Annotated in this window: 22 protein-coding genes and 2 pseudogenes; 16 read left to right on the forward strand and 8 right to left on the reverse strand. The window is 36.3% G+C overall.

All coding sequences use genetic code 11. The features are described from left to right. The first annotated feature begins 196 nt into the window (after window positions 1–196). Both CD001_RS03955 and lgt read left to right on the forward strand, forming a co-directional pair. The gene (locus CD001_RS03955) at window positions 197–1624 is read left to right on the forward strand and encodes a sensor histidine kinase (RefSeq protein WP_096186285.1); all 1428 of its coding nucleotides are present in this window, start codon (window positions 197–199) and stop codon (window positions 1622–1624) included. Between the two features lie 212 nt (window positions 1625–1836). Beyond that, window positions 1837–2691, forward strand: coding sequence for a prolipoprotein diacylglyceryl transferase (lgt, locus tag CD001_RS03960; protein ID WP_096186286.1), 855 nt, complete (start codon window positions 1837–1839; stop codon window positions 2689–2691). A 141-nt stretch (window positions 2692–2832) separates the two neighbouring features. Here lgt and CD001_RS03965 read toward each other — a convergent pair whose 3' ends face one another. Further along, on the reverse strand, window positions 2833–3882 hold the full coding sequence (locus CD001_RS03965) for an acyltransferase family protein (protein WP_257009696.1): 1050 nt from the start codon (window positions 3880–3882) through the stop codon (window positions 2833–2835). A 274-nt stretch (window positions 3883–4156) separates the two neighbouring features. Between CD001_RS03965 and CD001_RS03970 the strand changes: the two genes are divergently transcribed. From CD001_RS03970 to rpsI, 9 genes and pseudogenes are all read left to right on the forward strand, one after another. Then, window positions 4157–5158, forward strand: a complete 1002-nt coding sequence (locus CD001_RS03970) for a F510_1955 family glycosylhydrolase (protein ID WP_096186287.1) — start codon at window positions 4157–4159, stop codon at window positions 5156–5158. Window positions 5159–5179: 21 nt separating this feature from the next. After that, window positions 5180–6586 carry a cell wall-binding repeat-containing protein gene (locus CD001_RS03975; protein WP_257009697.1) on the forward strand — a complete coding sequence of 469 codons (1407 nt, stop codon included), beginning with the start codon at window positions 5180–5182 and terminating at the stop codon, window positions 6584–6586. Window positions 6587–7337: 751 nt separating this feature from the next. After that, window positions 7338–7559, forward strand: a complete 222-nt coding sequence (locus CD001_RS03980; RefSeq protein WP_096186288.1) for a hypothetical protein — start codon at window positions 7338–7340, stop codon at window positions 7557–7559. A gap of 264 nt (window positions 7560–7823) precedes the next feature. Then, a complete protein-coding gene (locus CD001_RS03985; protein ID WP_096186289.1) occupies window positions 7824–8315 on the forward strand; it encodes a DUF4871 domain-containing protein in 492 nt (163 codons plus the stop codon). 545 nt (window positions 8316–8860) lie between these two features. Continuing rightward, window positions 8861–9856: an SMODS domain-containing nucleotidyltransferase gene (locus tag CD001_RS03990; RefSeq protein WP_218839234.1), complete on the forward strand. Its 996-nt coding sequence runs from the start codon at window positions 8861–8863 to the stop codon at window positions 9854–9856. Beyond that, entirely contained in the window at window positions 9856–11565 is a 1710-nt protein-coding gene (locus CD001_RS03995; protein WP_096186291.1) for a ThiF family adenylyltransferase, read from the forward strand. The genes CD001_RS03990 and CD001_RS03995 overlap by 1 nt, the downstream gene beginning before the upstream one ends. Beyond that, window positions 11558–12031: a Mov34/MPN/PAD-1 family protein gene (locus CD001_RS04000; RefSeq protein WP_218839235.1), complete on the forward strand. Its 474-nt coding sequence runs from the start codon at window positions 11558–11560 to the stop codon at window positions 12029–12031. The genes CD001_RS03995 and CD001_RS04000 overlap by 8 nt, the downstream gene beginning before the upstream one ends. Then, complete coding sequence (cap4, locus tag CD001_RS04005; RefSeq protein ID WP_096186292.1) at window positions 12032–13477, forward strand: CD-NTase-associated endodeoxyribonuclease Cap4; 1446 nt, start codon at window positions 12032–12034, stop codon at window positions 13475–13477. It begins immediately after the preceding gene. Between the two features lie 285 nt (window positions 13478–13762). Beyond that, window positions 13763–13840, forward strand: a pseudogene (gene rpsI / locus CD001_RS25895) (30S ribosomal protein S9); the annotation flags it as partial. 69 nt (window positions 13841–13909) lie between these two features. Here rpsI and CD001_RS04010 read toward each other — a convergent pair. The 7 genes from CD001_RS04010 to CD001_RS04045 all read right to left on the reverse strand — a co-directional run bounded on the left by CD001_RS04010 (window position 13910) and on the right by CD001_RS04045 (window position 18608). Then, window positions 13910–14950, reverse strand: a complete 1041-nt coding sequence (locus CD001_RS04010) for a tyrosine-type recombinase/integrase (RefSeq protein WP_096186293.1) — start codon at window positions 14948–14950, stop codon at window positions 13910–13912. A 94-nt stretch (window positions 14951–15044) separates the two neighbouring features. Continuing rightward, window positions 15045–15242, reverse strand: coding sequence for a MerR family transcriptional regulator (locus CD001_RS04015; protein ID WP_096186294.1), 198 nt, complete (start codon window positions 15240–15242; stop codon window positions 15045–15047). Between the two features lie 26 nt (window positions 15243–15268). Further along, window positions 15269–15466, reverse strand: coding sequence for a hypothetical protein (locus CD001_RS04020; protein WP_096186295.1), 198 nt, complete (start codon window positions 15464–15466; stop codon window positions 15269–15271). Window positions 15467–15473: 7 nt separating this feature from the next. Continuing rightward, window positions 15474–15962 (reverse strand): hypothetical protein, encoded by a 489-nt coding sequence (locus tag CD001_RS04025; protein WP_096186296.1) that lies wholly within the window; start codon window positions 15960–15962, stop codon window positions 15474–15476. A gap of 177 nt (window positions 15963–16139) precedes the next feature. Next, window positions 16140–16631: a hypothetical protein gene (locus CD001_RS04035; protein ID WP_096186298.1), complete on the reverse strand. Its 492-nt coding sequence runs from the start codon at window positions 16629–16631 to the stop codon at window positions 16140–16142. A 219-nt stretch (window positions 16632–16850) separates the two neighbouring features. Then, entirely contained in the window at window positions 16851–18161 is a 1311-nt protein-coding gene (locus tag CD001_RS04040) for an FtsK/SpoIIIE domain-containing protein (protein WP_096186299.1), read from the reverse strand. Between the two features lie 87 nt (window positions 18162–18248). After that, window positions 18249–18608, reverse strand: coding sequence for a hypothetical protein (locus CD001_RS04045; protein ID WP_096186300.1), 360 nt, complete (start codon window positions 18606–18608; stop codon window positions 18249–18251). A 168-nt stretch (window positions 18609–18776) separates the two neighbouring features. Between CD001_RS04045 and CD001_RS04050 the strand changes: the two genes are divergently transcribed. From CD001_RS04050 to CD001_RS04075, 5 genes and pseudogenes are all read left to right on the forward strand, one after another. After that, complete coding sequence (locus tag CD001_RS04050) at window positions 18777–19502, forward strand: hypothetical protein (RefSeq protein ID WP_096186301.1); 726 nt, start codon at window positions 18777–18779, stop codon at window positions 19500–19502. Window positions 19503–19826: 324 nt separating this feature from the next. Further along, window positions 19827–20271: pseudogene (gene radC, locus CD001_RS04055) on the forward strand (RadC family protein). 127 nt (window positions 20272–20398) lie between these two features. Further along, window positions 20399–22345 carry a site-specific DNA-methyltransferase gene (locus tag CD001_RS04065; RefSeq protein WP_096186304.1) on the forward strand — a complete coding sequence of 649 codons (1947 nt, stop codon included), beginning with the start codon at window positions 20399–20401 and terminating at the stop codon, window positions 22343–22345. A gap of 2 nt (window positions 22346–22347) precedes the next feature. After that, window positions 22348–25050: a DEAD/DEAH box helicase family protein gene (locus CD001_RS04070; RefSeq protein ID WP_096186305.1), complete on the forward strand. Its 2703-nt coding sequence runs from the start codon at window positions 22348–22350 to the stop codon at window positions 25048–25050. Window positions 25051–25064: 14 nt separating this feature from the next. After that, on the forward strand, window positions 25065–25886 hold the full coding sequence (locus CD001_RS04075) for a DUF2971 domain-containing protein (RefSeq protein ID WP_096186306.1): 822 nt from the start codon (window positions 25065–25067) through the stop codon (window positions 25884–25886). Window positions 25887–26589 lie beyond the last annotated feature (703 nt).

A 26589-nucleotide genomic window follows, 5' to 3' on the forward strand; every position in this document is an offset into this window, starting at 1 on the left:
CTAATGTTAGTATGTTTATACTTCTGTAAATTTTATTTTTTATACTAAATTATATAAAACAGGACATAAGTTACTGAAAACTTCATAAATAATTCAATTTATTATAATAAAATATATGAGTACCAATTTAATACTAATTGACACTTAACAGTGGATCGATACATTTTCAAGAGTAAATAATGAAAGAAGGAAACGTATGCTGCAAAAAAAACTTGCAACAAAAATTACTGTGGTAGTAATGGTGATTCTCCTCTCCCTTGTTGTTATTCTGATTAGCGGAGCAAACTGGATTACAAAAACACACTACCAGGACCATGTGGAGAGGGAGATTTCTGTAAGGGCTGCAGCCCATGCTAATTTCATTGAGCAGCACTCGGATGATTTAGCAATCGATTACATAGAAGAAATTGAGGAAGGGAAAAATAGCGTTTTTATTATTTTGGACAGTGATCTATCAGCTATCAGCCAATCAGCAAATGTGTCAGGGGAACTCTGGAATTTAATAACGGATTGGCTAATTGAAAACAGAGAGTCGATTGAGCGCTTGGAAAACGAACCATTTATCGATCATGTAGATACTTATATTGTTCATCACATTCCCCATGTTTGGGCAATCATGCCAATATCCGATTCTGCAACAGATGAAGTAAGGGGATATATTTTTCTGGACCAAGATACAGGTGATATCAATCAGGCAAGGATCAAACTTGTAATATTATTATTTTTGATGAGTATTGCTGCAGTTGGGATCGGTTTGCTTTTAACTAAATATTTGACAAGGAAAGTTTCAAACCCATTAAATGAAATTAGTAAAATGACAGAAAAGATTGCGGAAGGTGACTTTGACATTAAATTAAATATTAGGGGAAAAGATGAAGTCAGTCATCTGGCAGACAGTATCCAGTCAATGACACGCCAATTAAAAGTCTATCGTGATTCAAGAAGACAATTTATTTCCCATATTTCTCATGACCTGCGTACGCCAATTACCTATATTAAAGGATATTCTGCATTAATGAAGGAAAGTGAACAAATAAACCATGAAGAATGGAAGGGAAATATAAATGTAATCTATCATGAGGCGAAAAGGATGGAAAAGTTAGTAAGCGATCTTTTCTTACTGACAAAATTGGATGAAGGAAAAATAATATTGGAAAAAGAACTAATTCCAATTGATGCTTGGCTTAAACATATTTATCAAAGCAGAGTTTTACTTTTTGAACAAAAATCGATTAAACATAGTCTGGACATTTCTGGGGAATGTAAAGGCTTAAAGGTTTTATTTGATCCGAACAGAATGGAACAGGCATTAGTGAATCTCCTGGAGAATGCTATTCGTCATACGCCAGTAAATGGAGAAATCAATATTTCTCTATCAAAAAAGCATGACCAAATTGTTTTATCATTGAAGGATACTGGCGAAGGTATTGCTGAAGAGGATATTGTGAATATTTGGGATAGATTCTATAAGGCGGATAAATCCAGAAAACAAAATGAAAATAGTGCTACAGGACTTGGATTAGCGATAGTCAAAGAGATAGTTGAACTGCATGATGGCTCGGTTTCAGTTGCCAGTGTTAAAGGAGAAGGGGCGGAATTTTTTCTATACCTCCCAGTTGAATAAATGACCAATTAGAGTTAGTTAGAAACCAGATGGTATTAACTTTTTCATGTTAATAAAATGACTTCATGACAGCAGAACGTTATTAACAAATTCGTCAAATATGCGAGCAATAACTTCAAGGTTTCTTCATATCTGTGACAGATAATAAAGGTATACAAGGTGCCAATGGTTAGAAGCTGAAAAGACTGGTACTGGAAAAATGAGGTGTAGTGATGATGAATACAATACAGCCACTGAACCCGGTTGCATTTGAGTTAGGACCTGTTACAGTATATTGGTATGGTATTTTAATTGGTCTCGGAGCGCTCCTTGGATACTTATTAGCTAATTCGGAAGCGAAAAGGCGGGGGCTGCCTAAAGACACTTTTGCTGATTTATTACTTTTTGCACTGCCAATTTCCATTATTGGTGCGCGAATCTATTACGTATTTTTCAGATGGGAGCACTTTGCCGATAATCCTGCAAAAATATTTGCAATCTGGGAAGGCGGGCTTGCGATTCATGGAGGATTAATTGCAGGCGCAATAACAGCTTTAGTTTTTGCGAGAAAGAGAAACCTGTCTTTCTGGAAGATTGCAGATATAGCGGCACCAAGCATTCTTTTGGGCCAGGCTGTGGGGAGATGGGGCAATTTCATGAACCAGGAAGTATATGGCGGGGAAGTTACCCGAAGCTTTTTAGAAAGTATGATGCTCCCTGATTTTATTATAAATCAAATGTATATAAATGGTGCTTACCACCATCCTACCTTCCTTTATGAATCTTTATGGAACCTGCTTGGAGTTGCAATACTATTGATGCTTCGAAAGGCAAACCTCCGAAGAGGGGAAATGTTCATCTCGTATGCTGTCTGGTATTCCATCGGAAGATTTATAATAGAAGGGATCCGGACGGATTACCTCCTTGTATTCGGAGTAGTCAAGACTGCTCAAGCAGTCTCTCTCCTTACAATAATCGGAGGAATAATCATACTTTTATACAGGAGAAAAACTGGGTTAGCGGAAGAACGGTATTTAAATAAAAATAATATAGATAGCAACAGGAAAAAGAAACATAGGATAAGCTAACAAAAAAATTCACTATACGAATCTCCTTGAAAAGAAATTATATATTCTAAATTAGATTATTTCACAACACCTCCTGAAAATGTTTTCAGGGGGTGTTGTTCCATGTTGTTCCTCTTAATTCAGCACTAAATTTATATTCTTTTATTTGCTTGGAACAGGGAGCGGCTTACCGATGAGGTAATGGCTGAATTTAAAGAAAGATAATAATTTTGCTAGTAAAACTGAGAAAATAATCGATGACAGGAAAGAAATTGCAAAATAAATAACAGGACTCATCCCTTCAATAGGCGGCAGATAAAACAAAAAGATTTTATGGAGTAAATAAATATTGAAAGAATATTTACTTATGAGCAAAATTAACTCAGGTGTCTTTCTGTACTTTGCAGTCACATATATGATGACCATTATAACTCCTGCAGTATAAATGGGCATATCAATTCTTTTGGAGGAAACTACAGTTACTATATCTGCTCTGACAAATAATATTAACAGCAGCAGAGCCAAGGGAGAGAGAGTAAAAATAAGAGCTCTGTACTGCTTAATTTTTTCTTTTAAAAGGTCAAAATATAGGCCGCTGTAATATCCTAAAGTAAAATAAAATATCCAGCCGATAAATGGCATCCAGTATCCCCTTGCCCACAAATATTCCCCCAATGCCCCAGAGAATGGCTCTGTAAAATTAAAGGCGGCTAAGTAAATCAAATTAACAATGAATGAAATGAAAATCACAGGCTTTGCAGGCAATGTTTTTAGGAAACGTGAAAACAAAATATGCAGAATATAAAATTGAAAAATTATCAAAATGAAATACCCGGTATATCCCCCTAAAAGGAGATTGAATAAAGTTTTCTGGAAGAATTCCCCTTTTGAACTGCTTTCTATCACTGCAAATACTGCTCCCATAAACACATAAGGAAAGAGTATGTATTTAACTCGTTTTCTAAGGAAACCTGGAGGAATCTTTCTTGGATAAGCACGGGAAATCAGTAATTCTGATATAAAAACAAAAGCAGATGTTCCAAAAAAGGCCATAAATCTAAGCATTATTAATAAATATTCTTGGAATTGGCTAACAGAGCCTTCGTAATTAATGAGGGTAGTATTGACTGCATGAGTAACAACTACAGCCATACAAGCTATTGCTCTAAGCCAATATGCTTCGTGAATTATTTTTTTATTAATTGAAGGCAACTCCTTTATTTAGTTATTACAATATAACATTTTAATCTAAACAAAACTTTATGAAGAAAGTTTGAAGGCAAACTTAACAAGCAATTTATTTGCGAAGTCTTCTCTTTACAAAGTTATAAAATATTGTAAAACCATTTAATATAGGGAATAATATTTGCAGCCTAAGTAAGGTCCCTGGCGTGGTGATTTTGAGATAAAATTTTATTTTTCTTCAAAATTTCTTCATATTTTTGGTGCATAATCTAAGGAATAAAGTAAAGGGGAGAGTTGCTATTTGGATAATAAAGAGGCGAAGATGATTGCATTTTTTAGTGCTGTTCTAATAATACTCACTGGCTGTACAACAGGCGAGGAAGAGCCCCCTGCAGTTGTGGACGAACCGGAGCGGGATCCTAGTGAAGAAGCTGAACAGCCGAATGAGGATAATGAACAACAGGTCAGGGAAGCTGTAGAGGAGATTGAACATATCCATGATATGGCTTTTGATAGAGAGGAAGAAGGCATCTTATATGTAGGAACACATCACGGCCTGATGCATGCAGACTTAAACAGCGGTGAGTTTTATTGGCAGGGGACGGAGGAAGACCGGCATGACTTTATGGGTTTCCTCATCACAGCTGAAAATATCTTCATGAGCAGTGGGCACCCGGGACATGGTTCTGAATTGGAAAACCCACTCGGAGTTATGAAAAGTGAAGACCAAGGCGGCACATGGGAAACAGGGGCCTTATATAGTGAGGTAGATTTTCACCTAATGGATGCAAATGAGGGAAACTCTGAATACCTTTACGGTTTTGATGCCTATGGTGGAAGAATGTTTAAGTCTCAAGATGGCGGCGAGGACTGGTCAGAAGTCAGTGCAGAAGGTATAAATGACCGGTTTCATGAACTTTATTCAATTATATCCGATCCTGAGGATTCTGAACGAGTACTAGCAGGTATGGCTAATGGAATTTACGAGTCTCTTGATGGCGGAGAAAATTTTAATTTATTTAACAATGAACTTACTATGACAAGTGTGAGCCAGGGGCCTGATGGAATCTTATTCGCTCACGGAATAGGCCGAATAGAGGGGTTAATGAAGAGCACTGATTTCGGTGAGACATGGGAAGTTGTTGGTGAACTGCCTGAGGAGGCTGCGCCTGTACTGGCTATTGCAGTTGACCATAACAATACGGATACTCTGGCGATAGGTACTGCTTCAGATTCTATATACTGGTCTGATGACCAGGGAGAGACATGGCAAATGATTGTGGAGAATGGAGAACCAGCTTAATACAACAAAGAGAGGATGATTATGATGAAGAAATCCAGTATTTTATCAGTTCTTGCGGCTTCAAGTATTTTCCTTACAGCTTGTAATAATGATGCAAACGACACAACAACAAATGACGGCGCCAACAATAACAACGAGATGAATAATGTGGAAATGAATAACGACGACGAGCACGCCGGGCACGGAGAAAATAACGATATGCATAATGATAATGAAAATGATAATAACGACCATGGCGGTCATGGTGACCATGGCGATAATAACAACGAGGTAAATGAGGAGCATGAAGGGCATGGAGCAGGTGGAAGAGAGGAAATAGAGGCTGAAGCATCAGAAGGCCCTCAATCGTTTAATGATAATGCTCTTGACGGACTTCAAATAGAAAATACGAAAAATGTTACTAGAATCAATAACGATGATCCAGTTACATTTTCAATTCTGGCTTCACAGACCATTTGGCCGGCAACTCACGAAGGAAACCAACCAGGAACTGTTATCCTTGGTCCCGCTGATTCATGGCAGCACTCCCTAGCAGCATTGACGCTTGTTCATCATCCGAACGATGGCCCGCTCCTCTATACAGATGGCTCCATCTCCGAAGATGTTCTTCAAGAGATAGAAAGGCTTCAGCCATTAGGAAATTCCGAGGGCACCCAAGTGATGGTTATGGATGACCTTCCGGAAAATGAACTGGACAAGCTGTCCGGTTTTGAAGTGGAACAAATTACAGCGGATGACCCTGCAGAATTTGCTGCAATGGTTGACCAGTATTACGCAGATATTACTGGGGACCTTCCGCAAAGTGTAATTATAGGATCTTCCGCAGACGATGCCCAGCTAATGACATCAGTGGCTGGAGATTGGATTTCCCACATGGATGAGCCATTGTTATATGTAACTGAAACTGATATTCCTGAGGCAACAATTGAAGCCTTGGGAAAGCGGAATGGAGGAGCTAACATCTATATAGTAGGCTCTGAAAACGAAGTTTCAGGAAACATTGAAGAGGAGCTGGCTGATTACGGACCAGTGACCCGTATAGGGGGCGATACACCAACAGAACTTTCTATTGCCTTTGCATATTATTTTGATGAAGAAACAGGCTTTGGATGGGGAATTGATGAGCCTGGACATGGCTTGACTTTCGCTTCAACGGCTAACCCTGAACTGGCACTTCCTGGTGCTCCGCTTGCACATTTAGGAAAACATTCTCCTATGATCTGGTTGGAAGAAGGAGAACTAAATCAGGCGGTATTTGATTATTTAGCACAATTAAAGCCAGCATATGAAGATAATCCAACTGAAGGACCATACAATCATGGTTATATCTTTGGAAGTACGGACTCAATCACCTTCCAGGTACAAGGGGTTATTGATGAAAAACTTGAAATTGTTTCTCTCTCAGGCGATGACCATGGTGGGCATTAAACGATAATTAAGTTAATTCAAACGTTAGCAACTGTATTGAGAACTCTAGAAAGAGATAGCCACTAGTAACCTTTAGTCATATAATTGTCCACTAAGCAGCAGCTACAGATGTTAATTCTTTTGTTTTGATTATAGGGGAAATAAATTCTGTTTTAAGTAAGCGCCACTATATTTGTTATAAATTATGTGCCTGCAATCATTTCGACACATGCGGAGTGCGTTAAAGGATTGTAAAAGAAGCAGCAGGTTTCAAAGGGTTCCTGCTGCTTTTATTTTATTTCAAAAGAGAAGACTATAAATTTTAATCTACTCTCTTCATTAACTTTTATGCGCTCAATAAAGTTAAATACTCTGATACTCTGCTATACCATACAATCCGATACGGTTATTTTGTAACTATGGATTATGTAGTATTTTTGAATTAATTAGACCTATATCCATAATTTGTTCAATAGTATGCAACAGGCTAGATTAATCTGTTTTACAACGTAGTAGACATATACTACGCAGCAAATAACATCATTTGTAAAAAAAGTTTTGAGTAAAGAATTTATTTATAATTGATCAATTTCTAGAATCAGGCCAGATTGTTGAACAAGTAAATTCTCCATATTTCAAAAATAAATCGGAAAATTCATGTAAATATGATAATAGAAAATGAGAGAATTTGTGAATTTTTTCACTTAAGCTAACGGGGAGCATACTTGAATAAAGCCGAGTTTAGTTTGTGAAACTAAACTGAGGTGATAATATGAAAAAAGTATTTACTACATTATTGATAGCATTATGTTTATTAGGCTATAATACGACAGCTTTTTCACAAACAATAAATGAAGCTGATACAGGTGCTCATATCACTTATGGTGAAGATATAGTAACAGTAAGTGATGACGGAGAGCTAATTGATTATAAACATTTGAAAACTTATCCTAAAGTTGAATTCAACAAAACTCTACTACGAAAAAGACGGTGAAAGAAAATTAATAAATGATAAGAATAAAGAGTTTTTACACGATATATATAATTCCCTTACAAAACCGAATGATTAAAATTTATCAACCTTATTTAAGGAACGGGTAAGCGTTAGTGGAATTAGCGAGTTGCATTGTTGCAGCTCTTTTTTATGTCCATTAACTGGAAAATAATGATAACTTAGAGGGAGTATAGTGGAAGAAGGTATATACGAGAAGGATGAATAAATGAATTTAAATAGTTAATCAGATTGGGGGAGGAAATAGTGAAAAGATTTTTATTTATTGTAATTGTATTTTTGGTTATAATTAGTATTATTGGTTGTTCAAATGAGGCAATTCAAAAGACCGATGAAAGCTGGGAAGAAAGTCCGACACTTGATATTGAAGTCATAATTACGGATGATGGGCAAACGGGTGATTTTATTTTCCGTATTGGAGATAATGGGAAACTTGGATTTGGAGAGTACGGTCCTTTTATAGCAGGTGAAACACAAAAATATATGTGGCATTTTTGGGGTGAACAAGAAATACTAACACAACCATTTAAGGTGATTGGAATTAATAAACAAACAGGTGAAGAAATAACTGTTCTTGAGTATCCTAAAGCCTCTTCTACTCTTCTTTCGCCTAACAACGGGGCAGACCATCACCTTCCTTCCACGATGTTGTTACCAAGTGCAGGGATATGGAAGTTAGAAGTATATTTTGGCGAGGAATTGTTTGGAAATGTTATTGTTGATGTAGAAGAGAAATAAAACCTTTCTTATTGAGCTAATGGAGAGCGTTAGTGGAATTAGCGAGTTGCATTGTTGCAGCTCTTTTCTTGTATCTGCGAACTGGAAAATGGTGTTAAACAACCATGAAAATTAACTCCTCACTTAGAAAAAAAGACAACACTAAAAAAGCCGCAGCTTATTGACTTTTAAAAGAGCGCCTGGTCCGGTCCTGTTGATAAAATTAAACACATTCAAGAAGCTTCTGATTCTGTAAGTGAGACAGTGTAACATAGGCTTTTTAGCCTGCGAGAGAACTGCAAACAATGGATTGTTGCCTCTCCTTATCAAAATAATCCTCACTAATGGGAATATGCGTTCTTATAAACTCTTTTCCATCCGTATAACAAAGCTTATGAAAAGTAGTATTGTTAATCTTAAATTTGATATAAACTTCGGTTCTTTACTATACAGGGGTGTTTTTGGCATAAATAACTGAATTTTCATCCAAATTACTTTAAAGGGAATGTGAGTTCGTGTTATGATAAACGTACAGAATTATGGAAAAAAATAGGGGGGTTATTTATTTGGGAGCACATTCACAGTTCAGGAAGCTTTTAAGCGATATTGAACCAAGCCAAAACACGAAAAGTGATGCAAGCACAGGTCATGAAAACCTCAGGAAGTTCCTTAAAGGTGATGAGATATTCAAAAATTACCGTGAAACAGATTTCTTATCTGGTTCATATAAAAGAAACACGGCTATAAGACCAAGAATAAAGGACGGAGTGGTTTCTCGCCCGGATGTAGACATAATTGTTGTGACAAATCATACAAAAAATGATGACCAAAAAGAGGTCATTGATTTACTGTATGATACATTAAAGCCTAAATATTCAACTATTCGGAAACAAGCCCGATCGGTGGGAATTGAAACAAATAAAGTAGATATGGACGTGGTGCCGATTATTGCGCCCAATGGAATGGATGGCACCTTATATATCCCGGATCGCAAGAAAGAGCAATGGGTTGAGACTAACCCTCCCAAGCATACGGAATGGACAACAAAAGTAAACACGGATAGTGGAGGGCGATTTAAACCACTGGTTAAGTTGATGAAGTGGTGGCGTAGGCAAAATCCTACTATTGCTAAGAAACCAAAAGGATTTGTAATTGAATGTATTGCGGCAGAATGTATGGACAATAACGAAAAGAAGTATGACGAGTTATTTGTGGGGACCTTAGAAAAAATCGTAGAAAAGTATGCTTTTTACATTGGATTACGGCTGGTGCCTCACATTGAAGATCCTGGTGTTCCGGGTAACTCGGTCACGAACGGTATTACTTTTGATGCGTTTGAAGGATTTTATTATAAAGCTAAATCCCATGCGGAAAAAGGAAGGCAAGCAATCAATGAAACAGATAAAGAAAAGGCGCTTAAATTATGGCGAGAGATTTTCGGTCCACGATTTCCTTCGGCCGAAGTTGCTAACTCTTCTTCCCTGTTAAAAAATGCTGCAGAACCTTCTTTATCTTTTCCCGACCGCCCTGTAAAACCAAATAAACCTGGAGGGTTTGCTTAATGAAATTTTGGTTCTTATCGGACACACGCCGTCTAACCAAAGAAAAGGATGAAATTGAAAAATTGCAATCAACGGCAACATGGTTGGAGGGAACAGAGTGGACTTTGGAAAATGGGTTAGCATTGATAGCCAAAATAAAAGCCCATGGGAACCTTTATGAAGTGAAGTTAACCTATCCGCCTTTTTTTCCATCCACACCGCCAATAGTAACTCCAATGGAGGATGGGGCGCATTGGTCGACTCACCAGTATGAAAATGGTTCATTATGTCTGGAATGGGGACCGGATAATTGGTATCCATCTGTTACTGGAGCGAATATGTTGGAAAGTGCCTACCGGTTAATTTATAAGGAAAATCCTTTAGGCGAGACCGTGGAAAAGAACCTTGTCATTTCCAGACACTTTTTAACGGAAGGCCAAAATTTAAGAAACAAAGCATTCAGGTTATATGTGGAACCTGAATTTTTGAACATCATATCAAATTTACAGGATCACTATATGGGAAACATAAAGTTTACTTTTGTTTTTGGGAATGAAGATACAGCCATTTTGCATGTGCTTGAATTAGAGCACAAGGAAGGGAAGGCTTGGAAAAACTCATCTTTACCTGAAGATTTCAAGTCTAATTATGAATTGACAGGTGTATTATTGAAGTCCAACTTATCATCAACTGAAATCAGGAACATGAAAACGGTTACTCAATGGAAACAGCATTATGATTTGGAGGTTGTTACCCCTTTGTCAGATACAATACTTATTATCGCAATGGATAATGAAAACAACCCCCATGTTCTAATGAATGGTACAAACAAGGAAAAATTGTTTTCTATTCCTCTGGTAACGGAAGAGCCCAAAGGGAGGCTGCCCAACCATTTAGTCGGCTTGAACGAAAAGAGGATCGGTATAGTCGGTTTAGGATCTTTAGGAAGTAAGATTGCACTATCATTAGCAAGGACAGGAGCCCGAAAATTCTACTTAGTGGATGACGATGTCTTTTTACCGGGAAACATGATTCGCCATACATTGGATTGGAAAAGTGTTGCCTCCCATAAAGTAGATGCAGTAAAAAATCAATTAATGAATATATCTACTGCTGTGAATGTAGCAGTTTCAAAAATTAATTTATCTGGTCAAGAAGCAACAACTTCATTGAACACGGTACTATCCAAGTTAGGAAATTGCGACTTGATCATAGATGCAACAGCCAACCCAAGAGCATTTAATTTCTTGTCAGCGGTTAGGACTACCTATGAAAAACCAATGGTTTGGGGAGAGGTTTTTGCTGGCGGGATCGGGGGATTAATTGCAAGAAGCCGACCAAAAGCTGATCCGGATGCACTAACGATGAGAAAAGGTTTTAACGGATATACCATGCAGCTACCCGAATTTGAATTTAAGATCCTTGATTTGTATGCCACAGAAGACCAGCAAGAAGAAGTAATGATAGCTTCAGACGCTGACGTTTCCATAATAGCTGGTCACCTTACTCGTTTTGCGTTGGATACCGTCTTACAACCTGACCAATCCATATATCCCTATTCAATGTACTTGATAGGTTTATCAAATTCTTGGATATTTGAGGCGCCGTTTGATACACACCCTATCCATATCAACCATCTAACAGATGAAACAGAAACAGTAGAAAATGAAGAAGAACGTAATGAAACTATTGATTTTATTGCATCTTTATTGGAGAAAAGTGATGATTAAGCTAATCCTTCCTAAGGCAATTGAACAGGAATTAAAGAAGGAGTTAATAGTAGCCGAAAGACAGGAAATTGGAGGTGTGCTTTTAGGGGAACATGTAAGCGAAGGGTTATTCCGGATTAGTGATTTCACCATTCAACGATCAGGCGGGACTGTAGTTTCTTTTATTCGACACATCCAACAGTCTTTAAAAAATCGTTTGACTGATTTTTTTAATAAAACAAAACATAACTACACCAAATTTAATTATTTAGGGGAATGGCACTCGCATCCCTCCTTCGAGTTAACACCGAGTATAAGGGATAGGGAAAGTATGTGGCAAATCGTGAACGATCCTACTGTGGGAGCCAACTTCGTTATGCTTTTATTGGTTAAATGCAATGAGGGGGTAGTTGAGGGAAGAGTGTCAATTTTTGTACCGGGAAATCCAATGATCCAAGGGGAATTAATAAGAGAGGAGGCAGAGTGAATGATGAAAAATGAAAATGGTAAGCAATCACCCTCGTTGTTAGAAAAAGAATCTACAGGAGGCGATATTGCTTCCTCCGGTTTCGATTTTCAAGCGTACCTTATACTGTGCAAACTTCCACATTGGTTATCTTTTGAGGGTTTTTCTTCAGTAATTTGGGAATCGGTAGGTGATATTGAAGCAAAATTTTTCGATCCTCAGATAGGAGAAGTGATTGAGGCAATTGAAGCTAAGGACCACCGGATAACACCAACAGAATTTTGGGAAGAAATCAATCGGTTTAAAAAAATGGACGAAGGTAGCCCGGGCACATACCGATGGTTCACGCTGTCCTGTACAGGGTTATCCGAAACCTTACATCCTTTGAAAAATGGATTGAGGAGGTTGCGCGATCCTTATCCGTTTTACAGTCACACATCAGGAGTTTTTGAAAACTCTTATGAAGAATATAAGGAAAAGGTAATCGGCTTAGGCAAAAGTGAAGAAATGGCTGAATTTCTTTTCCATAAGGTTTCTATTGAGGATAAATGGGGATCACTCAGTGAAAAGGCAAAGGGTATGTTTAATAACGAATTTAACCAACATCTCCCAGGATATGATTTAAGAGGAAGTGAACAAGAAAAAGTATTTGATGTGTTACATAGCATAGTTCGGTCGCAAAAAAATAAACCGGTGTTTCGTCAACAATTAAAGCAAGCTATGCACTCTGTTATTGGTGAAGATGCTATACCAACTGATCAAAAAATTTATATTCATACAGAAATTTATAAATTGCCTAAAGAACCTAGAAAAATAAATTTTTTATGGGAACCCTTTTTTGGTGAGAAGGATAGAAAATATCCAGAGTCTGCCGTTTGGACAGAAGAGCTGTACAATAATGTAGTTGAAACAAAAAAATGGATTGAAAAGAACAGGTCTTCGAAAAGGATTCATTTAAGTGGGAATCGCAGACTATCGTCAGCTATGGCAATAGGATCTGTATTTTCATCGGTATCAGGATTTTCTATTGAAGCAGAGCAAAGAGAAGGTGGTATTTGGGCAACGGATGCACACCCAAATAACCAAACCCCAGAATGTGAATTTGTAGTTGATTTTGAAGAAGGGGTGGATAATCAGCTGATTGTTACAATAGGGATTACAAGAGACAGCATAGCCAATGAAGTTGCAGTATATTTAAAAGGTCAAAGACATAGCATTTCTTCAAAACTCCATTTGCATACAGAATCACCAATAATTACTGCAGAGCAGGCTAATCTGGTAGTGAAAAAATTAAAAAAGGAAATTAAAGCAGCAGCTACCAAAGTGGATGCAGAGAAAGTCCATTTATTTTATGCCGGTCCATCTCATTTAGTGCTTTTTTTGGGTCACCGGTGGAACGGGATGCCGTCAGTCCAGTGTTATGAATGGGTAAATACAGGACAGTATGTGCCTACTTGCACATTTTAATACTATAACCCTAACTCTCATTAAGCCGATTTGATTTGTTATACAAACATCGTCTAAAACGGGAGAATACATAATTTGGTTTCAATTACTGCTAATAGTTAAAATTGAAATGATTATTTCATTCAAAAAGGATTTCCTTTATATAGCCTGCCAGCGTATATATTTTGAATCCCTTTTTGAATACCCCTTGAATACCCTTTGTGCAAAATGTCAAAAAATACCAGTTAATACCAAAGGGGAGAAACGTTGATTTAAAGCCGTTTATGAACTCCTATTTAATAAGGAAGAAACCCGTCTTTGAAAGAGCGTAAGAAATACGGTCTTAAAGCAGCACGTCGTGCACCTCAGTTCTCTAAACGTTAATAGGATTGTTGATATACCAACGTTTACAAAAATTTTTTGGTTCAAGTTGGTTCAAATCAGTAATTAATATTACAAAGCACTTAACAGATTTAAAGCATCGGCATCTTGCTGGTGCTTTTTTTCTGGCATTAGCTCTAGATAATAATTCTGTGTGGTCTGGATATTGATATGACCGAGACGTTTTGATACATATGCAATATCAATATCTTGAGCAAATAAAAATGATGCATGTGTATCTCTTAGCCCGTGAAAGGTTGTTCTTTGAATGTTTAATTCCGTTAATAGCTCAGTTAATAATTCGGATTGCTTAAACCCACCAAAACTAAAGATATAGCCATTCTCTTTAACAGGAATTTGACGAATAAGCTCATACACCTCTTTGTTTATAGAAACATCACGTTTTGCATTCTGTGTCTTTAATGAAGTGTCTTCAGAAGTAGGACTGATGGAATGTCTAACTTTTATTCCGTATTCATAAAGACTCTCTGGGCGTATTGCTAGTAGTTCTCCGCGTCGCATACCTGTTTCTAACGCAACTAATACAAGTACGTTAAATTCGTCTTCTGGATGCTTTAAAACGTAATTACGAAGCTTTTTAAAATCTCTAATAGATAAAGCTTTGTTTCGTTTCGGTGGGTTCTCTCCACGTGTTTTCACTAAACGAGCAAAATCATTTGCGATATAACCACGAGCATATGCATCACGTAAGGATGTTTTTATTTTAAGAAGAACCTCATGTGTTGTTTTTCGAGAATGTGTCTTGGCATACTCATCAATTTTCTTTTGAACGACAATATCATTTAAATCTTTCATTTGGATATCCTGAAATAAGTTTCTAATAATGCCTAAAGTACGAACATAATTTTGAAATGTCGTTTCTTTAACATCATTGACTTTTACAAGATAAATCCAATTCTCGAAGAAATCTGCAAAAGTTGTTGTTCTATGGGCAAGTTCTTTTCCTTCACCTTTCGCTAATTCCATTTCTAAAGCCCAGAGATTTGCCTCTTTCTTTGTTGGAAAGGTTTGAGCAATCTTTTTATGTTGACCATGTTTGTATAAAGAAACCTGTGCTCGATATGACTTTCCTCTTTTTACTATACTAGCCATACTATCATCCCTCTCGTAAAAATAGCTGATAGATGCTAGTTGAATACAATTATATTGTATTTCTAAACTAGCATCTTATCAACTGTTGGCATTTTTAAACGGAGTGTTTTTCGATAAAGTGTACTAAAGATTTCATTGTGTATCGTTCATGCTTGCCAATCATGAAGCGCTCTAGCTCATCGCGTGGTCGGATGTATTTATCAAAGGATTTTGGGTCTATCCCTAAGAAATCTGATGCTTGTTCTCTAGTTAAAAGATACGGATAGTCTTTGGTAGCCATGTTAGTGCTCATGTGACATTTTCTCCTTTTCGTTATTTTTATTCATATTCGTCTAACCCTTTCATTGCACTTTCAGCACTATCTTTAATACTTGCTAATAGAGCCTCAGGCGTATAGTTGTGTTTTTGATAATCCGAATCACTGGTCTTTTTGTTGATTGTGCTTTCACCCTGTAGAACTGAGTCAACAATTTCAATCACATTCTTTATGTTTTCTCTTACTTTTGGCTTATTCATGTAAATATCATCCTTCCCAAGGCTTACCTTCTAACAGATAAAGTGCCTTGTATTTATTCACCCATGATAGATGGTCATCATTGGGCTCAAATTCTTCATAGAACTTTTTATAGAAATAATTCATTAACTCCAATGCTGTGCCGTTGCCCCATATCTGCTCAACCTTCCACAATGTCGGAAGAAGACCAGATCCCTTAATTAAATGGTCTATCGACTGTTCCAATAAGTTGTTTCGTGGTGAAGGTGACTCAAAGTGAAAATCTTTCTGGTCCAACAAATCGAGCATTAATTTTGTAAGTTTATGTGGACGATTCGAGCTCGTGTAAAAGAACATGTATCGATCAATGATAGAGCTCACTATTAAGTTTTTGAGTTGTTCATCCGTATTACATTGCTTTATTGCTTCTGTTAGCTGATGCGCATAATCACCGGAATACTCTGCTTCAACGCGTGTCCAGTCATCTACTTCTTTGGCTACATGGCGCATGTGTTTCATGACAGTTGTTCCTCTTTTTTATCATAAATGCGTAAATGCACTTTTGTATTTCTGCTCTTTGCCCCGATATACAATGTTTGAGCCTGAAAGTTTTTGGACACGTCGGACACTTTCGAGTTGTTTCTTTTGTATGGTTTTTCTTTATTGTCATCAATAACCTTTTGCAGATAGGTTTTATTAGTACTTGCCATAGCGCAATTCAGTCCTTTTCTCTTCAATTGAACGTTTTAACTTAGCGATATCAATGCCTTCATTAAAAAAGTCGCAGCACATATCAATTCGTGAAAGTCTAAAAGAATACTCATCAGTATCAATCAACTTAAAAAAGGTGTGTAAATGAATTGGTTCGTTAAATTCTTCTTCATATCGCTTCCGATATTCATGCCATGCGTAAGCGCTAAATTTGACTATGACACCCATTTTCGTGAATGCTTCATGATAGGCAATGCAAAAGTAAAATGGTGCATTGATGAATGAATAGCCTACGGTATAACCTTCAGGTAGCTTAACGTCTGCTTCATCAAAGTCGTCGAATAGCTTATACATTTTTGATTTAACCAAGAATGTGCCTATTAAGCATTTTGCTACCCAGTCACGCCATTCGTCAAAGTCAAATACGCCTGTTGCTTGTAAAACTAGTGTGAATTGATCTATATCTGGTTTAATCATGTGCTGTTCACTCCATTTCGTTCGGAAAACTTTAGGGAAAGTTTTTCAAGTGTAAAAGCCTGCTATGACGGTGTTAATTGTTAATTTTGCTTCCTATCGGAGCTGTGGTGATTACCTGCACCACAGCTCTCCTAAAGGTGTAAAGCACGGAGCGGAACCTTCCCCGCCTAGACGGCGGGTCCCTTTCCGCTCTCTGTGCCGTCTCTCCTTAAGGAAAAGCTAGGTGCTTTCATTCAAGAAGCTACAGTAAGGAACCGTCAACAAGCGTGGATTGTCTGCACTTGCAAGCCCTGGATAACTGTAAATTCCTTGACCCGCAGTAAACTCAACTGGTGGTATATCCACACCAGATGAAAATAAAGTTCTATAGGTTTGCTCATCGCTATCACCTAAAGCAATCTTTAAGACGAGCTGTTCTCTAATCGCTGTTGGCATAGTTTGAGCATTCATTTGTTGTGTCGCTACCCATAAAATACAGCCTAGTTGACGACCCATGAATGCAATATCAGACAGTATGCTGTCGACTTCATCACGTTCCTTTTTCGCCAAAGTCTTCCACGACTCTCTTAATGCCCCAAACTCATCTATAAGCAGGATTAAAGCGGGAAAACCTGCATCCTTATACGTATTGTTACGATTTGATCTGAAATAGACTTGTAATTCATCTTGACGTTCTTTCATACGCTCATGAAATTGTTTAATTAGTTCAATCGCACTTTTCTTGTCGGCAGTTCGTTCATCACCAACGGAGTGTTTTGCCATTTGGTATACGTCTGTTCGCTTCGGATCAATAATGAATAACTCGTGGTTGGCCTTTTTCGATAATATTTGTTCAACTAGCATTTGAATAAAAAACGACTTTCCACTACCTGTTTGGCCGACTAATCCCATATGATGAAACGGTACAGTTGCACGCTCATCTAAACGTAAGGCATAATCGTCTGCTGTCTTATTTGTCCATTCAATCAAATCATTTGCTGATTTAATCTCCAGTTGTTTTTGTGAGTCTACAGCATAAAACTCATAGATGTAGCAATTACGGTCTCTAGACAAATATTGACGTTCACATACATATCCATTTAACGCTGAATCAATTCTCATGTCTTCTAATTTCTTGTCGAATTTAATGGAGTTTTGGATTAACACTTTTCCTGATTTTCTGGATCGGTTATCATCAAATACAATTTCGATGTTCGGTAATCTAACTAAACGATTATCAAACTCACGTTCATCTTCAAATCTTGCATCTTTGATATGCCTTCTCAATCGTTTTATCATCGAATAGTAATGAACGGAAAAAAGTGGTCCAAACCATAATTTATTGCGAAATGACCAACCAATAAATAAGCCAATTACCATCAACCCAACAGGAACCAAGAAGATATGTGGCTGAACAAGTGGAAGCTGTAATATCGTTATTTGTTCTACAATCAATGGATACAGTTTGTAAAAGAAAAACCATAAAACGAGAAACAAGCCAATGATTAGAAATGAAATAAACCCACGTTGCATTCGGTATGTTTTCTTCATGTAATCCACATCCTAATATTGTGATTCCGGACGGTCACATGCATTGAAATGGTAATGATAGAAAGGGAACTAATTGTCCCCTGTCCTTTATTTAGGTTGAGTAATTTCCACATCATCTGCTTTAACAGAAAGTTCACTCATGAACGTTCCATACACAGCAGCTGTCGGATTTACAAACGTGATTTTACTGAATTTCTTATACTCTTTTGGCGGCTTGGCGACCTTAACCACAACCTGCTCTCCTGCATTAAGGTCAGGTGCTACATCTTCTCCCGTGTATTCTGTTCGATCGGTTGCAATTACTGTTTTGTACTTAGTGCCTACGATTTTGGGATTCTTTCCGTCCGCATCGTATTCTTTCCAGTCCTCGTGTGACATCACTCGTACATCCTTGTCCTTGAAGAACCCTACTGCGTCAAAAAGGTTAAATTGGCGTAATTTCTTCATGTGAAGAATTCATCCTTTCTCTATGGATATTTTGATTGTGGCCTCAATCTATATACATCCTATCACGTTGATTTTATCTAATCTATGGCAGATAAAGCGCGTATCTCTATGGATATTTCTTTTATGATTGTGTTATAATTTAATAAAACATGAAGGGGTTCGTTGCACATGCATAAGTATTATGGCAAGGAAGAAATATTAACGTTAATTGACAAACGATTTGGTTATGAATTTGAGGGGAAAGAAAAGGATGATCATCTGATTAGCTCGAAAGCATGGAATAAATATTATAGAGATTTTTTTGAAGCGAAAGAGGATAAATTATATGAGACATTAAAACATGATGAATGGGACAAAATAGATAGTCTGATTGATGACGAAAAAAATAGAAGAACTAAAAGTAATAATAGATATAAAAAATACAGAGAAGACCTTGTAGAAGAAATTATTGCATTTCATGAAAAGCAACTAATAGATCAACGGAATGGTAATCGAAAAACGACTATAGACCATCACGCCATAAAAATGTTTGAACGTTTTGCAGAGGTGTTAGGAACAAAAGTTGATGAAAGTATTTATGAAAAAAGAATACCAAAAACAAAATACAACAAAATGATGAACGAAAGAATTCCTTCACCTACGAAAGAAGAAATAATGGAAAAGAAAGAGCAATTAGTAAATATTATATTTGAACAATTAATAGATGAGGATAAGTTCAATGATGATATACAAGAGCACTTCATTAGTAATAATTTAATTCATGGTTTGACAACCCCTCTTAAAGCCATTGAAGGCGAAGGTGAGTGGTTAGGGTTTCAAATTGATGCTAAAAATTATTTGAAAGAAAATGTAAAGCAAGAAATCATTAATGATATTAAAGAGCCATCTAAATAAAATAGATGTAAGTCACTGACTAGCTATGTATTTTTCCTTTTCAGCTCTCCCAATTGTAATCTCCTAATGCGTCCGTAGAGAATGGACGCATTATCGATTAGGTAAAGGGTCTTCGTTCTTCGGATGTTATGAGACAGCCAAGTAGGATAAGGGTGCGTAAGAAGGCAATTAACGCTTTTAACGCACCCTAATTCATTGGGCTTCCCCAGAATATCCACGAATCACTTGATAGCTTTGCTACTTACGCCACTTGACATTAATCGATGCGAAGATTCTCTCTGTGGTGACCAAAAAGGTCAAAAAATAATAGAGAGGTTGATCTAGATGGAAACCATTTTAGAAGTAGTTCGCATTGAACAAATTATCAGAGAGGCTGAAGAATGTGTTGATTATATCATTCGTAGTCCAGAAGACGGAGCAAAGATAGCGTCTCGCTTTATTGGTCGTGATGATCGTGAAGTGTTCTTTGTTATATGTTTAAATACGAAAAATAATGTCGTCGCAGTTCATCGTTGTCATGTTGGTTCGTTAAATTCCTCGATTGTTCATCCACGGGAGGTGTTTAAATCAGCAATACTTAATAATGCAGCAAGTGTCATTGTTGCACATCAGCATCCAAGTGGTGACGTTAAAACCATCGATGGAAGATATTAATGTGACAAAGAGATTAGTCGAAGCTGGAAAGTTACTAGGCATCGAAGTGCTTGATCACTTAGTGGTAAATAGTGATAACAGTTTTACTAGCTTGAAAGAAAGAGGCTATATTTAAAAAAGGGAGAAACAATTCCCTTTTTTTCTTCAAGATATATGAACAAATATTTTATATGATAGTATATAAATAGAGATTAATAAAGATCTATTACATAGATTAAATTATTAGAAGGACGGATTTTGACATGAAAACTAAAATTAATGAAGCAATTAAACAGGTTTTACAGCAATTTGGTGAAAAATATTTTATAGGAGAATTATTAAACAAAAATAAGGTCATTCGAGATTTAGATACATATGATAAAGATTTGCTTGAAGCATTTATTTCGAATGAAACATTAAAGAGCAACTTTACAATTGATATTGCAGGGAATATCGTCATGCAATCAAATAAACTCATTCAGCTATTTGAAGCAGACGAATACTGGAAAGACTCGTATACAAAATACTCGAAGAAAATTGGTTTAACAGCGGGAGGAAAATTTATCGATGAATCTACAGACGTTGTATTAGATTTCCCTTATAAAGATAGTGTATTAAAAGCAAGCATGAGTGAAGAAGATACAGATAAAGATGATTTACGTCCAAATGAACCGTTTTTGAACGAACTCATTGCAAAAGAAGAGATTGACGTTCTATTAGATAAGAAGATTTTAGTGAATGCTAAAAAATACGATGAACGTGGTGAACATGAAGTATATAGCTTTAGTGAAGATGACAACTTGATTATGAAAGGGAATAACTTACTTGCGTTACATACGTTGAAGGAAAAATATGCGGAGAAAGTGAAAATGATTTATATTGACCCACCATATAACACCAAAAGTTCCGCAACAACCTTTCATTATAATAATAACTTTAATCATTCTACTTGGTTAACGTTTATTAAAAATAGAGTTGAACTGTCAAAGGAGCTTTTACGCGACGATGGCGTGTTTGTTATAGCTATAGACGATAATGAACTTTTCTATCTAGGTGTTTTATTAGATGAAATATTTGGTGAATCAAACAGGTTAGGTGTTGTGTCTGTTGTACATAATCCAGGAGGAAGACAAGATGAGGAACATTTCCCAACTGCACATGAAAATATGATTATATACGCAAAGGACCGTTTAAAAGTTAAATTAAACTATTTACCATTATCAAAGGAAAAGATAAAACAGTTTAACAAAAAAGATGAATATGGCTTGTATAAAACCCGGAATTTTAGAAGAAGTGGAAATAACTCTTTAAAAACGGAACGTCCGAAATTATTTTACCCAATCTATTTCAATACTGAAACTAATGATTTAACTTTAACAAAGGAATCGTCAACAATTGAAATATTACCGATCGATCCAAATGGGATAGAGCGGTGTTGGAGATGGGGAAAAGAGACATTTTTACAGAAGAAAGATAAGTACATTGAGGTAATTGAACGGAATAATAAATATGATTTGTATGTAAAAGAAAGGGAATCAGATTATCAGGGTGAAAAACCAAAGACTATATGGAACAAAAGTGAATACACTGGGCAAACTGCAACACACGGACTTAAGTCATTGTTTAAAGATAAGGTGTTTAGTTATCCTAAGTCAGAATTTCTAATTAAAGATATAATATACGTTTGTACGGATTCAGGGGATTTAGTTTTGGACTTTTTCATTGGTTCAGGAACAACACCAGCAGTAGCAAAAAAAATGAAACGTCAATTTATTGGGATAGAACAAATGGATTATATTAATGAAGTAACTGTACCACGTCTTCAAAAGGTAATCGAAGGTGAGCAAAGTGGCATTTCCGAAGATGTGAATTGGCAAGGTGGTCGAAGTTTTGTTTACGTTGAATTAATGGAGAAAAATCGTGGGTTTTTAAAATCCATTCGAGATGCTAGAACACAAACAGAACTACATGAAGTGTTTGATTTTATGTTAAAAGAAGCGGAAATTGATTTCCGTGTTGACTTAGAAGCCGTTAAGGAAACGTTACATGTACTTTCATTTGACGACCAAAAGAAAACTCTCATTAAAATCATTGATAAAAATCAACTCTACTACAACTACTCTGAAATTGACGATGAGAACGTTCGTGATTTAATTTCTAATAGCGACTATGTATTTAATAAAGACTTTTATCATGAAGGTGGTGAATAGTTGTGGCAAAGAAAAAGAAACAACTACCATTACCTTTATACGACGAAGTAAGAGGACTAAATGAAAGCTTATTTAACGAAGAAGGTGCTTGGGAAACACCTGAATACATTAAACAGAACATGGTACATACGTTCAGGGATTATCAAGATGCGGCTTTACGCTTTTTTCATTATTCACAAGCAGCGAATGAGTTTCGTTTTAGGAATGTGAATCATGTACTATTCAACATGGCAACAGGAAGTGGAAAAACAGATTTAATGGCAGGGCTTATTTTATACCTCTATCAAGAGCAGGGTTATCAAAACTTTTTATTCCTAGTAAATACAAATGGTGTATTAAATAAAACGATTGATAACCTGACTAATATGGCATCGGACAAGTATTTATATAAACCGCAAATTGAAATAGATGGGGAACGAATAGAAATTAAGCAAGTTCAATCTTTCCCAAAAAATCAAAGTAAGAATACGATCTATTTAAAATTAGCAACTGTTCAACGTGTTGCTGCTGATATTTACACCCAAAAAGAAAATGCGATGGGTAAAGAGGATTTTGCAAGGAATAAAGTCGTTATATTAGGAGATGAAGCACACCATTACTCCGCTTCTACCAAGTCAGAACAAGAAGCGGAACAATCATGGGAAAAAGCAATCTCGACGATTTTAAACGCAAATGAAGACAATCGTTTACTTGAGTTTACCGCTACAATTGACTTGGAAAATAAAAATGTCTATGAAAAATACAAGGATAAAGTGTTGTATCGCTATGCACTCGACCGTTTCATCCAAGATAAATATTCCAAGAATGTAAAGCGAATTCAGTCGAGTAATACAGACGTGGACAACATGATGAATGTAGTCTTATTAAGTGAATATAGAAGAAGATATGCACTGGAAGAGCATGGTGCATATATAAAACCTGTTATTATGTTTAAATCACAGCGAATTGATACTTCTAATGAAGCCCACGAACAATTTAACGAGTTAATTGATACATTGACCGTTGAATCTTTAAAAGTGTTTCTTAATAGACAAGCACAAATAACTTCTGAAGATGATAGTGAAACATTGGCATTGGCACATAACTATTATCGTAAACATGAGGACGATTTAAGTGAAATAGTCAGGGATATAAAACGGGAACTTGCTCCAACTCGAATTATTAATGCCAATGACACGAGTCAATCCGGTATCTTAGAAAAAGGTCACTATGAAGCTTTAAACAGCTTAGAAAGTCCAATAAATTTATATCGTGTCATTTTTGCGGTTGCTAGACTTACAGAGGGATGGGATGTATTAAACCTCTTTGACATTGTTCGTTTAAGTGATGATCCAAAAGTAAAAGGAACGAAAGCAACGACTATGTCAGAAGCACAATTAATTGGACGTGGTGCAAGGTATTACCCATTTTTACTAGATGGACAACGTTCATATACACGCAGGTTTAATGACGATAGTAAAGACAGCTTGATTTTAGAAACGATTCACTATCATACAATTAATGAACCTCAATACTTGAAGAACTTAGTGAGCGCATTAGACGAAATGAATTTACCGACTGGGGAAGATAAAAAGAATCCGTTAATTGATGTTAAGGTCAAGCCTACTTTCAAACGGACAGATGTATGGAAATACGGCAAAATTTATTACAATGAAACCATTGAAGTAACGGATAACTACTACGATTCATTAGAGAAATATGGTATTGATACAAAAAACGATGTTGTGATTCCATATATATCTGCATTAAAAGAAGTGAGTTATAAAGATACTAAAGTTCAAGAAGACTATACAAACGCTTATAACGTTGCGATTACATTTGATAAGCGTTATCTCATTAAAATTATGAATCGTTTGTCGTTCTATCATTTCTCTAACTTGAAAAAGTATATTCCGCTACTAAGTTCGAGAGAAGATTTTTTAGAAGAGAAATGGTTAAATATTTATAATCGAACAATCTATGTTACGATTCCACGAACAATGGATAGTAGTGTACTAACGGCTACTGAAAAGTTAAACATTCTAGAGCGTTACTTTTCTTATGTCGCAAAACAAATAAAATCAGGTTACAGCAAACAACGTGGAACTGGTAAATTTATCGGTTATCCAATCAAGGAGTATATTGCAAACTATCGTAAACGTGTACCAAATTATGACACGGGTAAAACGTTTATGCAGGATAGTCCGCAGACAGTGGATCGTTATGAAATAAAAGAAGATTACTTTGTTTATGATTCCGCGATTATTAACCTAACCGAAAAGCAATTAATCGATCGAATTGCAGAAAGAGTTGCAGAGTTAAAGGAAGAATATTCTGATGTGTATTTAATACGTATGGATGAAAATATGCATCGTGAGTCAGCAAAAAATAATAAATTAAAATTGCATCAGTTTGGTAGTGGACATGGTGAAGTGAATTTGGCAGGATTCCAACCCGACTTTATTCTTTATCTACAAAACAGTGATTATTTCATTCAGATATTCATCGAGCCAAAAGGACGAAATATGGAAGAAGAACAGTGGAAAGAAGATTTACTAACTTACATTAATGAACACGAAGCTGAGATAGTTTTTGAAGATGAAATAGAAGATGTAAAAATAAAAGGGGTTAAATTCTATACGATGAATGACGGTAGAGGGACGATTAAACAAATTGGTGAAATCGCTCTTGGAAGACCGTTTGACAGTTTAAGTTTAAAAAACTAGGAAGTGATATTTATATGGCAAACCTTCTATATCATTATTGTAGTATAGAAACACTTGAATTAATTATGAAGAACAAAACTTTTAGATTTTCTAGTTTAGGGGTAGTTGACGATATGGAAGAGTCAATGACTTCTGATTATGAAGATATAGGCAAAATATGTTTTGTTTCTTGTTGGACTGATTTAGAGCAAGAATCTGTAGAAATGTGGAGAACTTATACTGGTGGAGTAAATGGTGTTAGAATTGGTCTCCCAAGAAATTTTTTTAGCGCTGGATTAAATGAAAATGAAATATTTAATATAAGTGCAGAGGTTGGTAATAAAAATGATGTTTATATATCGCCGCCATTATTGCCACCAAATCGTCCAGAGCTTATACCAGTTACCTATACAGAAGATGATTATTTGATTAATTTATCAGTAGTGAAAATGGGCAATGACGTTTGCAAAAAATGTGGTAACGAAACATCTAATTTTAATATCGATACTAAATACTTAGGACGTTTTAAGAGGAATTATTGGTCTGGACAATCTGAATGGAGATATAGATTAATAGCGGTACCGCAGCAATATTATCGAAATAACCAAAGCGGAAAGTATTTAAAAGGAAAGCCAGAAGAAATGGTAGAACTCATGAGATCAGACCTAATTAATATGTCTTTTAATAATGATTATATAGATTTTCCTTTTAACGAAAATGTTTTTGAGGAAATGGAGATATTATTAAGCCCTTTAAATTCAAAAGAAGATAATGATGACGTTAAATATATTTTAGAGAAGTATACAAGCCTAACTGATTTTGAACTTAAATCATCCGAATTGAAAATTCGAAAATAAAAAATTGTATTCAACTAACATCTGCGATTGGTTCAAATTGGTTCAAGTAATGTCATTTTTAATCCTTTTTCATACATTTTTATCCATATAACAATTCCCAAAACGTTGATATTAATGGGTTACGATGTATTCAATACACTTAGAGTTTATCTGTATATTTCTCAAAACGTTAATATCCCTTATATACCAAGGGTTCAGCCCTCTTTGCTCTTTTGGAGCAGGGAGGGTTTTTCGCGAGTGGCAGCACATGTGCTAAAGGGTGAAAGTCCCGAATGCATCGACTAGCCGGCAAGCATTAGCTGACAGGTAGTGCGTTGACTGTGAAGTAGCGTGCGGAGGATCTGAAGGCAAACCTCTGAACAGAGCTGATATCCCATGTTGGCACGAGAGTTGGATGACTGTGCAAGACAACAGAAAGTCCGAATAGTTAGAAACTCAAAGTGTTATGAGGGCTGGGTTAGAGGGAAAGTACATGATGTGACCCATTGAGATCTCCCTGCTTCCTAAAGTAGGTACTGATGTCACAAGGCTAAGCCAAGGACACAGGATGAGCTTTAAAGGGAGAAGTCAGAGATCGCCATAGTAGTGAAGAAGCACATGCCAATGACCTACTGGCGACAGTAGCGAGGACAGCACATGAGTGAAACTGTACATAGATACAGTTGCGAACCTATACTCAAAAGGTAGGGATTCGTGCGAAGGG

The organism is Evansella halocellulosilytica, assembly GCF_002335745.1.
Taxonomy (GTDB): Bacteria; Bacillota; Bacilli; order Bacillales; family Salisediminibacteriaceae; genus Bacillus_CA; species Bacillus_CA halocellulosilytica.